The 12,621-nt window shown below is 70.9% G+C and carries 8 protein-coding genes and 1 tRNA gene; 3 read left to right on the top strand and 6 right to left on the bottom strand.

Features of this window, described 5'->3' with window-relative positions; translation table 11 throughout:
• Positions 1-801 (bottom strand): electron transfer flavoprotein subunit beta/FixA family protein, encoded by an 801-nt coding sequence (locus ACQ5BE_RS04360; protein ID WP_430295644.1) that lies wholly within the window; start codon positions 799-801, stop codon positions 1-3.
• Positions 802-1,132: 331 nt separating this feature from the next.
• Positions 1,133-2,821 (bottom strand): S1C family serine protease, encoded by a 1,689-nt coding sequence (locus ACQ5BE_RS04365; RefSeq protein ID WP_430295645.1) that lies wholly within the window; start codon positions 2,819-2,821, stop codon positions 1,133-1,135.
• Positions 2,822-3,093: 272 nt separating this feature from the next.
• Between ACQ5BE_RS04365 and ACQ5BE_RS04370 the strand changes: the two genes are divergently transcribed.
• Both ACQ5BE_RS04370 and ACQ5BE_RS04375 read left to right on the top strand, forming a co-directional pair.
• Positions 3,094-5,160, top strand: coding sequence for a TPM domain-containing protein (locus ACQ5BE_RS04370; protein ID WP_430295646.1), 2,067 nt, complete (start codon positions 3,094-3,096; stop codon positions 5,158-5,160).
• Between the two features lie 59 nt (positions 5,161-5,219).
• Positions 5,220-6,026 carry a PspA/IM30 family protein gene (locus ACQ5BE_RS04375; RefSeq protein ID WP_430295647.1) on the top strand — a complete coding sequence of 269 codons (807 nt, stop codon included), beginning with the start codon at positions 5,220-5,222 and terminating at the stop codon, positions 6,024-6,026.
• Between the two features lie 80 nt (positions 6,027-6,106).
• Here the strand turns inward: ACQ5BE_RS04375 and ACQ5BE_RS04380 are convergent.
• The 3 genes from ACQ5BE_RS04380 to ACQ5BE_RS04390 form a co-directional block, all read right to left on the bottom strand.
• Positions 6,107-6,180: transfer RNA gene (locus ACQ5BE_RS04380), tRNA-Met, on the bottom strand.
• A gap of 132 nt (positions 6,181-6,312) precedes the next feature.
• Entirely contained in the window at positions 6,313-9,309 is a 2,997-nt protein-coding gene (locus ACQ5BE_RS04385; RefSeq protein ID WP_430295648.1) for a UPF0182 family protein, read from the bottom strand.
• A 147-nt stretch (positions 9,310-9,456) separates the two neighbouring features.
• Positions 9,457-10,632 (bottom strand): YlbL family protein, encoded by a 1,176-nt coding sequence (locus ACQ5BE_RS04390; RefSeq protein ID WP_430295649.1) that lies wholly within the window; start codon positions 10,630-10,632, stop codon positions 9,457-9,459.
• Between the two features lie 233 nt (positions 10,633-10,865).
• On the opposite strand from ACQ5BE_RS04390, the gene ACQ5BE_RS04395 reads away from it, so the two are divergent.
• Positions 10,866-12,356 carry a zinc-dependent metalloprotease gene (locus tag ACQ5BE_RS04395; protein WP_430295650.1) on the top strand — a complete coding sequence of 497 codons (1,491 nt, stop codon included), beginning with the start codon at positions 10,866-10,868 and terminating at the stop codon, positions 12,354-12,356.
• A gap of 64 nt (positions 12,357-12,420) precedes the next feature.
• On the opposite strand, the gene ACQ5BE_RS04400 is transcribed toward ACQ5BE_RS04395, so the two are convergent.
• Positions 12,421-12,618 (bottom strand): hypothetical protein, encoded by a 198-nt coding sequence (locus ACQ5BE_RS04400; RefSeq protein WP_208709427.1) that lies wholly within the window; start codon positions 12,616-12,618, stop codon positions 12,421-12,423.
• Positions 12,619-12,621 lie beyond the last annotated feature (3 nt).

Consider the following 12,621-nt stretch of genomic DNA (forward strand, 5'->3'; position numbering starts at 1 on the left):
TCAGATGAGCTTCTGGGCGGCCAGGAAGTCGACGAGCTTGACGCCGGCGTCACCCTCGTCCGTGATGATCGTCCCGGCGGTGCGGGCCGGCCGCGGCTCGGCGGACTCGACCGCGGTGAGCGAGCCGGCGGCGCCGACCCGGCCGGCGTCGACCCCGAGGTCGGCAAGGGTCACGGTGGCGATCTTCTTCTTCTTCGCCGCGAGGATGCCCTTGAAGTTCGGGTAGCGCGGCTCGTTGATCTGGTCGGTCACCGACACGAGCGCGGGCAGCTCGGCCTCGACCGTGTCCGAGTGGCCGTCGCCGTCGCGCTTGATGCGGGCGGTGCGGCCCTCGACCTCGAGCGAGGAGGCGAAGGTCAGCTGCGGCAGGTCGAGCCGCTCCGCGAGCTGGGCCGGGACGAGGGAGGTCTCGCCGTCGGTCGAGGCCATTCCCGTCAGGACGAGGTCCACGTCGCCGATGTGGCGGATGGCCGCCGCGAGGGCCAGCGCGGTCGCCCAGGCGTCCGAGCCCGCGAGCGCCTCGTCGCTGAGGTGCACCGCCGAGCTGGCGCCGATCTGCAGGGCCTTCTTGAGGGCGTTCGCAGCGTCGGGGCCGCCCATCGTCAGGGCGATGACCTCGTTGCCTCCCTTGTCGCCGCCGCGGGCCTCGGACAGCTGCAGCGCTGCCTCGAGGGGGTACTCGTCGAGCTCGGAGAGGATGCTCTCGGAGCGGTCGAGGGTGCGCTCGCTGCCGATGTGACGGTCGAATTGCGCATCAGGGACGTGCTTGACCAGCACGACGATCTTGAGGGTGTCTCCCACAGTCCATGGCCTTCCATCTTCGCCGCTTGGCGCGGGCGGGGTCACTCGCGCGGCAGGGGTGCCGCCGGCCCGCGGGGCGGGCGCGCTCGCGCGTCCGGCATGCGTGCGGCAGCCGGGCACGCCCTAGCTAACCACACGCCGCTGCCCCCGCGCTCCCCCGTTTGACTCCGTGTGTCGGTTCGCGGAGCCGGAATGCGCACGCAGGCCCGGGCGGGCCGGCCCGGCGACCAGACGCACGACGGCGAGCGCAGGCTGGGTGCCCGCGCTCGCCGTCGTGCGCTGCTTCGCGCCGCTCGTCACGGCGCCGGCCCGAAGCCGGTCGCGCCGCGCCCTACTTGGCCGTCCCGAGCGTGACGTCCACATCCATGTTCTGCCCGTTGCGCTGGAGGCTCACCTTGGCGGTGGAGCCTCCGGCCTGTTCGCGGACGGCCGCGGTGAGCTCGCTCGCATCGCCGATGTGCCGGCCCGCGAAGCCGGTGATGACGTCGCCGACCTTGATGCCGGCCTTGTCCGCGGCCGAGCCGCTCGTGACCTCGGCGACCTGGGCACCCACCGAGAAGGACGAGTTCGAACCGTTGGCGGCCTTGGGCTGGACCGAGACGCCCAGCTGGCCGTGGGTCGCCTTGCCGTCGGCGATGATCTCCTGGGCGATCCGGTGGGCGTAGTTCGCGGGGATGCTGAAGCCCACTCCGATGTTTCCGGAGCTCGAGCTCGTGGAGCCCTGCCCCGTCGACGCGATCGCCACGTTGATCCCGACCAGCTCCCCCTTGCTGTTCACGAGCGCGCCGCCCGAGTTGCCCGGGTTGATCGCCGCGTCCGTCTGGATGACGTTGATGCTCACGGTGGACTGGGCCGACTGCCGCTGCGACTGGCCGTTCGGCGGCGCGAACTGGAAGCCCTGGCCGTTGTCCCCCTGCGAGCTGTCGCCGCCCTGGGGTGCGGCCGAGGAGGCCACCGAGATGGTGCGGTTGAGGGTGGAGACGATGCCGTCGGTGACGGTGCTGTCGAGTCCGAGCGGGGCGCCGATGGCCACGGCGATGTCGCCCACGTTGAGCTTGGACGAGTCCCCGAAGGACACGGCCGGGAGGTTCGCGCCCTCGATCTTGACCACGGCGAGGTCGCTCAGCGGATCGGTGCCGACGACCGTGCCCTTGTACACGGACCCGTCGCTGGCGCGGACTTCGATGCTCGGGTTGGCGACCTGGCCGTCGAGCGTCACGACGTGGGTGTTGGTCAGGATGTGGCCCTGGTCGTCGATCACCACACCCGATCCCGTCCCGGAGGAGTTGCCCGAGGTGACGCCGATGGTGACGACGCTCGGGGCGGCCTTGGCCGCGGCAGCAGTGACGGCGTTGACGCTGTCCTGGTTGTTCACGATCACGGGGGCCGCGCCCGTCGAGGAGGCCACCGTGCCCGCCCTCGGGGCCCACAGGCTCGAGGTACCGGCTGCGACGCCTCCGCCGACGAGGCCTGCGACGAGCATGCCGCCGACGAGCACGCCGGTGCCCCACCGGCCCTGGCGCTGCCGCTGGGTGTCGTTCCGGTAGAACGCGGAGCCCTGCGGAGCTGTCGGCCCGAAGGGCGAGGGGCCTCCGTACGGCTGGCCCTGCTGGGGGTGCTGGCCCTGCTGGGGGTGCTGGGGGTGCTGGCCGGGGTAGCCCTGGCCCTGCGGGGCGCTCTGGCCCCAGTGGGGCGCGTTGCCGGGGCTGGGCTGGCCGCCCTGCGGGGCCTGCCCCTGCTGCTGGGTGGGCGGCTGGACCTGCGGATGCTGCTGGGTGGGGGCATACTGGCCGAAACGCGGTGCCTGCGGAGGCGCCGGGGGAACCTGGCCGTGCTCCGTGCCGGCGGCGCCGCTCCCTGCCAGGGCTCCGTTCTGCGCCTCGCGAGCGGGCCGATCCATGCCGTCCTGCCGAGGCGACGTCAGCGGCTCGGCGGCACCGGCCGGCGTCGGGCGCCCGTCCTGCCCGGCGTCGTTTCCGGCTCCTGCGGGACGATCAGGGCGACCATAGGTCTCGTTCATCTCAGCTGTCCTTTCTGCTCTGCACCTACTATTCCCCGTCAAGCTGTGCCGCACGCTTCCGTTCTCTGGAAGTTGGCTGGGAGTCTGCAGGGAGCGGCCGCCTCCTGCTCACACGGCCCTCTCCGTTCGCTCCGGGCGCAGGCCCACGCGTGCGGGGGCACTGCGGGCGCCCCTAGAATCAAGGTGACGTGCCACAGCCGCCCGTCACGTGGCGTGCAGGGGGCTGTGCCGAACCGGGGGCCGGAGCCTCCGGGCTGAGCGAAGGGTGGCCCATGCGTTCGACGGCGAAGACACTCCTGAGTGCCCTGGCGGCAGCGTTGCTGATGCTCTTCCCGGCAACGGCAGCGGCCTGGGCCACCGACCCCGTCACGATTCCCTCCGGCACGAACGTCGTCGATCCCCAGGGCGCCCTCGGCGGCCGGAAGGACGAGGTGCAGAAGGCCATCGGGGACCTCCTCTCCCAGCACCGCATCAACCTGTACGTCGTCATCGTGGACTCCTTCACCAACCCGGGCGACCGCACGGAGTGGGCCAAAGCGGTAGCGAAGAACAAGGGCATGGGGAGCGCGGACGTCCTCCTCGCGATCGCCACCGCCGGCCAGTACGAGATCCTCGCCAACACGCAGAACACCAAGGTCTACTCCAAGATCTCGGCCATCGCCCAGAACGCCGTCACCCCGAACCTCGCCGGAGGGAAGCGCGACTTCGCGCAGGCCGCCATCGACACCGCGAAGGCCGTCGGGGACGCCGCCGGCGGGGGCAGCGGGACTCCCTCCTCGGGCGCGGGCGCCGCCCCGTGGCTGATCGGAGGCGGCGTCGTCGTCGCGGGCGCCGCAGGCGCCTACCTCATCGCCCGCCGCCGCAGGGGACCGGCTGCCCGGCAAGGCGGCGCCAAAACACTCGGGCCCCGCGAGGGAGAGCGGGATCCTCTCGCGGGCCTGAGCGTCGCCGAGCTGCGGACCAAGGCCAACGGGCTGCTGGTCCGCGCGGACGACGCGATCCGCTCGAGCGAGCAGGAGCTCGGCTTCGCCGAGGCCTCCTACGGCACCGAGGCCGTGGGCGCCTTCACGAAGGCGCTCGCCGACGCCAAGGCCCACATGGGCGAGTCCTTCAAGCTCCAGCAGCAGCTCGACGACCACGTCCCGGACACGGAGGAGCAGCAGCGCACCTGGCTCGGCGAGATCATCCGCCGGTCCGAGGCGGCGATTGCGTCCCTCGCGGAGCAGAAGGCGGACTTCGATGCCCTCCGCGAACTCGAGCGCAACGCGCCGTCCGCACTGAACGACGTCGCCAGCGGCTCTGCGGAGGCCAACTCCCGCCTTGTGGCCGCAGAGGCGGAGCTCGGCCAGCTGCGCGCCAAGTACGCCGACTCCGCCCTCAAGCACGTGGCCGACAACATCACCCAGGCGAAGGAGCGGCTCGCCTTCGTGGAGAACGCCTCCTCGACCGCCCGGCAGAAGCTCGCAGACGGCGAGACGAGCCCCGCCGCCGTCGCAGTCCGGGCCGCCGAGGAGGCGCTCCACCAGGCGAGGGTGCTCCTCGACGCGATCGACAAGGCCGCATCCTCGCTCGACGACGCCCGCACCAGCCTCGACGCCGCGCTTGCCGACACCCAGGGCGACCTGGCCCAGGCCAAGGCCCTGGCCGGCTCGGGCCAGCACCCCGAGCTGACCGGTCCCATCGCGGCCGTGGACGCGGCGCTCGGCCAGGTGCAGCAGGAGCTTTCCGCCTCCCCCAAGATCGACCCGGTGGCCGCTCTGGGACGTGTGGAGGCAGCCCATCAGCAGCTCGACGAGGCCCTCACAGGCGTGCGCGACCGGCAGCAGCAGGTGCAGCGGGCCGAAGCCTCGCTCCAGCAGGCGGTCGCCAGCGCACAGGCACAGATCGGTGCTGCGAGCGACTACATCGCGGCACGCCGCGGCGGGGTCGGCACAGAGGCGAGGACCCGCCTCGCCGAGGCCCAGCGGAACCTCGACTATGCACTCTCGATCTCCCGCACGGACCCGGTCACCGCGCTCGCCTACGCGCAGCAGGCGAACGCCCTTGCAGCCCAGGCCGCGCAGATCGCGCAGCAGGACGTGGACCAGTTCGCCGGGTGGGGCGGAGGACCGGGCTACGGCGGCATGTTCGGGGGGCGCCGCGACGGGGGCGGCATCGCGGGCGCGGTCCTCGGCGGCATCATCATCAACTCGATCCTCTCGGGCGGCCACCACCACAGCGGCGGTGGCGGCTGGGGCGATGGCGGCGGCTTCGGCGGGGGCTGGGGCGGCGGAGGCGGCGGCTTCGATTCAGGCTTCGGCGGCGGAGGGGACTTCGGCGGCGACGGCGGCAGCTTCTAGGCCGCACACGGGGGTACGCGTCCCTCGACGACCGTTCCACACCTACGAAAGGGAGCACCATGACCAAGCAGTCCATCTTCGGCCGCATCGCCCAGCTGGCGAAGGCGAACATCAACGCCCTGCTGGACCAGGCCGAGGACCCCCAGAAGATGCTGGACCAGATGGTCCGCGACTACACCAACAACATCGCCGAGGCGGAGTCTGCGATCGCCCAGACCATCGGCAACCTCCGGATGCTCGAGGACGACCATGCCGAGGACGTCAAGGCCGCCCAGGACTGGGGGAACAAGGCGCTCGCCGCGTCCCGCAAGGCGGACGAATTCCGGGCTGCCGGCAACTCGACGGACGCCGCCAAGTTCGACAACCTGGCCAAGGTGGCGATCCAGCGCCAGATCTCGTCGGAGAACGAGGCCAAGGCCGCCGAGCCCACCATCGCGACCCAGTCGGAGGTGGTCGACCGGCTCAAGACCGGCCTCGAGCAGATGAAGGGCAAACTGAACGAGCTCACGGCCAAGCGGAACGAGCTCGTGGCCCGCGCCAAGACGGCCGCCGCGCAGACCCAGGTCCACGATGCGCTCAAGAGCATCGACATCATGGATCCCACGAGCGAGGTCTCGCGGTTCGAGGAGAAGGTCCGCCGCGAGGAAGCCAGGGTCCGGGGCCAGCAGGAGCTCGCGGCAAGCAGCCTCGACGCCCAGTTCAACGAGCTTGAGGACCTCGGGGAGCGGACCGAGATCGAGGCGCGCCTTGCGGCGCTCAAGCAGGGCGGCTCCCCTGCCGCGATCGGCAGCGCCGGAACCTCGGGCACGGCCGCAGGGGCGGGTTCGACGCCGGCCGTCGACGAGGCGGACTTCGACAAGCTCTGAGGCCGCCTCTGACGGCCGCGGAAGAAGATCGGGACACGGCGAAGGCCCCGGACCAGATGGTCCGGGGCCTTCGCTTCTCGTTGCGGGGACAGGATTTGAACCTGCGACCTCTGGGTTATGAGCCCAGCGAGCTACCGAACTGCTCCACCCCGCGGCGCACTCACAACACTACCAACAGGCGAACGGGGGACCAAATCGGGCTGAACTCCCCCCGGGATCAGCGGACGGCGCCCCGGCCACGAGGTCGGGGCGCCGCCGCTGCAGTCCTGGACTCCGGTCCGATCCGCTAGCCGGTCTTGCTGGGGGTCGGGGTGGGAGTCGGAGTCGGCGAAGCACCGGAACCGGCCGAGCCGCCGGCCTGCGCGACCTTCCCCTCGGCGTCGATGGCCCGCTGCAGCGCCGCGCTCAGCTTCTGCTGCGCCTCGCCGTAGGCGGCGAAGTTGCCCGATGCGAGGGCGGTCTGTCCGTCCTTGATTGCCTGGCTCGCATCCTGGAGGGCCGCCTTGAGCTGGGCCTGGGCGTCTGCGGCCGCGTTGCCCGTCGGCGCCTGCGGGGTCGGCTGGGTCTGGCCCGGCTTGTTCTTGTCGGAGTCCCCGGCCGTCGCCCCCGAGTCGCCGCCGAAGAGCTGGTCGAGGGCGGCGTCGAGCGTCGGGGCGAAGCCGATCTTGTCGCCGAACGCGACGAGCACGCGCTGGAGGGTCGGGTACGAGGTGGTGCCGGTCGACTTGACGTACACCGGCTGCACGTACAGGAGGCCGCCGCCGACAGGCAGGGTCAGGAGGTTGCCGTTCAGCACGTCCGAGGCGCCCTGTCTCAGGAGGTTGAGGGCCTGGGAGACGCTCGGATCCGAGTTGAACTTGTTCTGGACCTGTCCCGGGCCAGGGACCAGGGTGTCGGTCGGCAGCTGCAGGAGCCTCAGCTTCCCGTACTCCGTGCCCTTCACGCCGGCCTTGCTGCCGGCATCCGAGTCCGCTGCCAGGAATCCGTACATGACCTCGCGCGAGGTTCCGCCCTCCACGATCTGCGGGATGTAGCTCGAGGTGAGCTGGAACGCCGGCGCCGTCTGGTCCGGCATCTGGAGGCTCATGTAGAACGGCGGCTGCTTGACGCCCGTCGTCGTCACGGTCGGGTCGTTCGGGACGCTCCAGACGTCGTCGTTCTTGTAGAAGCTGTCCGGATCCGTCACGTGGTAGCGGCCGAGGAGCTCGCGCTGGACCTTGAACAGGTCCTCCGGATACCGGACGTGGCTCATGAGGCTGCCGGACATCTCGCTGATCGGCTTCACCGTGCTGGGGAAGACCTTCTCCCACGCCTTGAGCAGCGGGTCCTGGTCGTCCCACGCGTACAGCGTCACGGATCCGTCGTAGGCGTCGACGGTGGCCTTGACGGAGTTCCGGATGTAGTTGACGGTCGACGCCGGCAGCTGGCTCGTGCGGCCGGCCGCGGTCAGCGAGTCGGCCGTCACCTGCTGCAGCTGCTGCTGCTGGGAGTACGGGTAGTACTGGCTCGTGGTGTAGCCGTCGACGATCCACTTCACGCGTCCGTCCACGACCGCCGGGTACATGTTGCCGTCGATGGTCAGGTACGGGGCGACCTTCTGGACCCGGTCCCTCGGGTTGCGGTCGTAGAGGATCTGCGACTGGGGGTTGACGCCGTCGGAGAAGAGGAGGTCAGTGCTCTGGAACTTGACCGCGTACAGGAGCTTGTTGAAGAAGCTGCCGACGTTGGGGCCGCCGTTGCCGCTGAACGTGTACTGGGTCTCCCCCGTGCCGCCCTGGGGCCTGTCCTGCTCGCGGGCCGGCGAGCCCTCGGGGCCGCCCACGATCGAGTACTCGGGAGAGTACTCGCCGAAGTAGATGCGGGGCTGGTAGCTGTCGTCGGTGCCGAGCACGCCCGTGGAGGGGATGCCGGACTGCATGAAGACGGGCTTGCCCTCGACCGTGGACTTGTTGCCGTAGGCGGCGACGACGCCGTAGCCGTGGGTGTACACGATGTGGTTGTTGTACCAGGACTGCTGGCTCGGCGAGAGCCCCTGGGGGTTGAGCTCGCGGACGGCGATCACGGTGTCCTGGACCTTCCCGTCCACCGTGTAGCGGTCCACATTGAGCGACGGCGCGAACTGGTAGTACGGGCGGTACTGCTCGAGCTGCTGGAACGTCGACGAGACGAGCGTGGGGTCGAGGAGGCGGATGTTGGCCGTCGTCTGGGCGTCCTTGCGCAGCGCGCCGGGAGTTGCGTCCGTCGTGGCCTTGTAGTCCTGGACCTCGACCTTGTCCAAGCCATAGGCCGCGCGCGTCGAGTTGATGTTGCGCTCGATGTACGGCCGCTCGACGTTCTGCTCCGACGGGCGCACCTGGACCTGCTGGATCGCCCACGGGTAGACGCCGCCGGCCAGGATGCCGGTGATGACGAGCATGGCCGTGCCGATGAGGGGCAGCCGCCAGCGGCCGATCACGGCCGCGACGATGAACAGGACCGCGACGATCGCGGCGGCGATGGCGAGGATCGCCTTCGTCGGGATCACGGCATTGACGTCCGTGTACAGGGCACCGGAGACCCGGCCCGAGGCGTTGAAGACGGCGCTGTACCGGTCGAGCCAGAAGTTCGCGGCGATGAGGAGCAGGAGGGCCGCACCCGAGATCGCGAGATGGAGCTGCGCCGGCCGCGCCGTGTAGATCCCGCTCTCGCTGATGCGGATCGACCCGTACAGGTAGTGGGTCAGGAGCCCCGCGATGCCGGCGATCACGACGACGCCGAGGAGGAAGCCCACGAGCGTGCCGAGGAACGGCAGCGTCATCAGGTAGAAGCTGATGTCGATGTTGAATTCGGGATCGCTGACCCCGAAGGACTCCTGGTTGAAGAACAGGACGACCTTCTGCCACTGGCTCGCCGCTGCGGCCCCCGCGAAGAGGCCGAACACGATCGGGACGGCCGCCATGACGATCCGGCGCACCGGTTCGAGCTGCTCCTGGTAGCGGCTGAGGGGATCCTGCGGTCCGCCGTCGGGCGCGTACACCGGCCGCGCCCGGTAGGCGCTGCGCATCGCGAGGTAGATCGCGCCGGCCATGACGAGCACCGCCACGATGAAGACGATGACCCGCGCGAGGTTCTGCCTGATGAAGACATCCAGGAAGCCGAGCTGCTGGTACCACAGCACGTCGGTGAAGACCTGGGCGAAGAGGACGAAGGCGACAGCCAGGACGGCGACGATCACGAGCGTCGGGATCAGCGCCCCTCGTCTGCGTCGCGGTGGGCGGAGCGTGCCTTCAGGGCGGGATGTCACGGCGTACCTCGTTGTCCAGTGCTGCGTTGTCCAGTCGGTCTTAGTCAAGCACGCCCGGCGCGGCAGAGCAGTTCCCCGCGGAGCGGGCTGTCGGGTAACGATTCGGAGACGAGGCCCGTGACGGATCGGCTCCCCCTCGCGGCGGCGTCACTGCGCAGTGCACTGCGGCATCCCGGCGGGATCCTCCCCACGGGCGTATCCCTCGACGGCGGTGCGCGCGTCGTTCAGGGTCGAGACCTTGACGACTGCGAGCCCGTCGGGAACGTGGCCCACGACCTCGTCGCAGTTCCCGGCAGGGGCGAGGAAGAGGGTCGCGCCGGCGTCGCGGGCACCGTGGAGCTTCTGCGCGATGCCGCCGATGGAACCGACCCGTCCGTCGGGCCCGATGGTGCCGGTGCCGGCGATGTGCTTCCCCCCGGTCAGGTCACCCGGGGTGAGCTTGTCGTAGATGGCGAGCGCGAACATCATCCCCGCGCTGGGGCCGCCGACGTTGCTGAGCTGGACGTCGACGGTGAAGGGGAAGGTGAAGCTGTAGCGGATGCCGATGCCCAGCAGCCACCGCCCCGAGTTGTTCGTCGGGGTGATGGTCTGGGTGACCTGGGCGCCGTCGCGGAGCACGACCACCTCGACGGGCGCGCCCTGTCCGGCCGCGACGGCCTCCTGGACCGCAGGCAGCGTGTCCGCGGCGCGCCCGGCGACCTTCAGGAGGCGGTCGCCGGCGCGGAGCTTCCCGCTCGAGGGGGAGCCGTCCGGGACACTTCCCACGTTCAGCTGCTGCTCGAAGGGGATGCCGAGCTCGCGGAGCGCGGCCGCCACGGCAGTGTGCTGCGAATCGTCCATCTGGGCTGCGTTCTCATCGCTGATCTGCTGCCGCGTGACGCCCTTGGGGTACACGACGTCCTCGGGCAGGATCTCCCGGGAAGAGTCGAACCACGAGCGTGCCAGCTCCACGAGCCCCACATCGCTCGCAGGACCGCCGCGCATGTAGACCGTGGTGAGGTCGAGGGCGCCGGACGCGGGGTAGGTGTCGTGGCCGGCGACAGAGATGACGTCCTTGCCGTCGGCAGCCCCGAGCGCGTTGTAGGTGGGTCCGGGGACGCCCACGACGAACGGCACCGGCACGCTCATGACGGTTGCGCCGAGCACAAGTGTGGCGACGCCGGCCATGAGGGCAGCGAAACCGCGCCCGATCTGGGTGTCACCCCGTGTGCGGCGCCCGCCGCCGTTGGTCCGGGACGGCCTGCGGCTGACGGGGGCCGCCTCGTCAGCGGACGCGCGGACGCCGTCCTCCCGCACGTCCCGTGCCGGCTGGGGATCGCTCACGCCTGCGCCGCCTTCCTCTCCGCGGTCCTCACCGCTGCACAGGACAGCCTACGGGCCATCGCTGGCAGCGCGCTGTCAGCCATGGCCCCGGCCCGACGGCGCGCTGCGGGCGGGGAGAACGACACACCGGGCCACGGCGCTGAGCCGACAGCGAAAGAGTGGCCGGCCCCGGAGACACGCCAGCGGCACCGCGGTACCGTGAGGGTGTCCTGACCAGCGCATCGATCGGCGGAATGATGACCTCTCCTGACAAGCCTTCGGGCCACGACGACGAGCCCCAGGACCCGCTGTCCGAGCTCTTCGGCAAGCTCATGGGCGGCGCGGGCGCTGGCGGCTTCGACCCCACCGAGATCGCCAAGGCTGCGGGGCTGCCGGATGATCCCGCAGTCCTGCGCCAGATGTTCGAGCAGGTGCAGGCCATGATGGCCGCCCCCACGGGGGACGGCCCGGTCAACTGGAACCTTGCCCACGACCACGCGCGCCGCACGGCGGCCGCCGCGTCGGACCCGTCCGTCGGCGCCGCCCAGAACCGCGATGTCGACGAGGCGCTGCGTCTGGCGGAGATGTGGCTCGACCCGGTGACCGATTTCCCCGGGACGGGCATCATCGGGCGGGGCTGGTCCAAGGCCGAGTGGATCGAGGCGACCATGGGCACGTGGCGCCGACTGACCGAACCGGTGGCCAACAGCATCGCCGGCGCCCTGTCCAAGGCCCTGACAGAGCAGATGCCCGAAGAGATGAAGGGCATGCTCGGGGGCGCCTCCTCGATGTTGACGAACATGGGCGGCGCAATCTTCGGGATGCAGCTCGGCGCGGCGATCGGCGCCCTCTCGGGCGAGGTCGTGAGCTCGTCCGACATCGGCGTGCCCCTGGTCGACCTCGAGATGGCCCTCCTGCCCGCGAATGTGGCGAAGTTCGGCGAGGGTCTCGGGCTGCCCGAGGGAGACGTCCGCCTCTACCTCGCCGTGCGCGAAGCCGCCCATGCCCGCCTCTTCATGCACGTTCCATGGCTGCGCAGCCACCTGCTCGGCGCCATCGAGGACTATGCGCGCGGCATCCACATCGACGTCTCGCGGATCGAGGAACTGGCCCGGGACATCGACCCGAGCAACCCGGAGTCCGTCCAGCAGGCGCTGCAGGGCGGGGTGTTCATGCCGCAGCGCACGCCTGCGCAGGAGGCCGCGCTCGTCAAGCTCGAGACCGCGCTCGCCCTCGTCGAGGGCTGGGTTGACGAGCTCACCGCAGCCGCCACCGAAGGCGTGCTGCCCTCGGCCGCGGCCCTCCGCGAGGCGGTCCGCCGCCGCCGGGCCACCGGCGGCCCCGCCGAGCACGCGTTTGCCTCCCTCGTGGGCCTCGAGCTGCGTCCCCGCCGCCTGCGCGACGCCGCCACCCTGTGGAACTCGCTGACGCAGGAGCGGGGCGTGGCCGGCAGGGACGACATCTGGAAGCACCCGGACCTGCTGCCCACGGCGGAGGACCTCGACGACCCGAAGGGCTTCTCAGCCCGCCGCTCGCTCGCCGAAGCCAAGGATTCCGACGTCGACGAGGCACTTGCGAAGCTCCTCGCCGGCGGCTTCGACACACCCGCCGGCGGACCCGAGGGCGGTACCGCTGAGCCTCGGGGCGAGGCCGCGGACGGCACTGCGGACGAAGATCCGGCTGGGGGCGCGCCGGACGGGCACGCCGAGGGGGACGACGACGGCCCGGAGACCCCGCGCGCCTGAGGGGCGGCCGGCCGCCGGCTCGAGGCCTTCGGTCCGGTTGACGTCGTCGGCCAGGATCGTCGATTCAGTCGAGGTCCTCGACGATTTCCCCGTACGGGATCCGTTCGTCGAGGTGCGCCTGCAGGACGTGCGGGACAACCACGACGCGGACCCCGAAAGTCTCCTCCGCGGCGGACTGGAGAAGGATGGGCCGGACGGTCTCGATGAAGGCCTCGTCGCGGCCCTGGAGGTACCTCTGGTAGCTGGCTGGGAGCTCGCTCATGGC

Origin of the sequence: Sinomonas sp. B1-1, assembly GCF_050474465.1 — a bacterium.
Lineage (GTDB): Bacteria > Actinomycetota > Actinomycetes > Actinomycetales > Micrococcaceae > Sinomonas > Sinomonas flava.

Bases quoted from the DNA above. Each gene is read 5' to 3' on its own strand.
- ACQ5BE_RS04395 (WP_430295650.1), top strand. From the start codon at position 10,866: ATGATGACCTCTCCTGACAAGCCTTCGGGCCACGACGACGAGCCCCAG.
- ACQ5BE_RS04400 (WP_208709427.1), bottom strand. From the start codon at position 12,618: ATGAGCGAGCTCCCAGCCAGCTACCAGAGGTACCTCCAGGGCCGCGAC.
- ACQ5BE_RS04375 (WP_430295647.1), top strand. From the start codon at position 5,220: ATGACCAAGCAGTCCATCTTCGGCCGCATCGCCCAGCTGGCGAAGGCG.
- ACQ5BE_RS04370 (WP_430295646.1), top strand. From the start codon at position 3,094: ATGCGTTCGACGGCGAAGACACTCCTGAGTGCCCTGGCGGCAGCGTTG.
- ACQ5BE_RS04365 (WP_430295645.1), bottom strand. From the start codon at position 2,821: ATGAACGAGACCTATGGTCGCCCTGATCGTCCCGCAGGAGCCGGAAAC.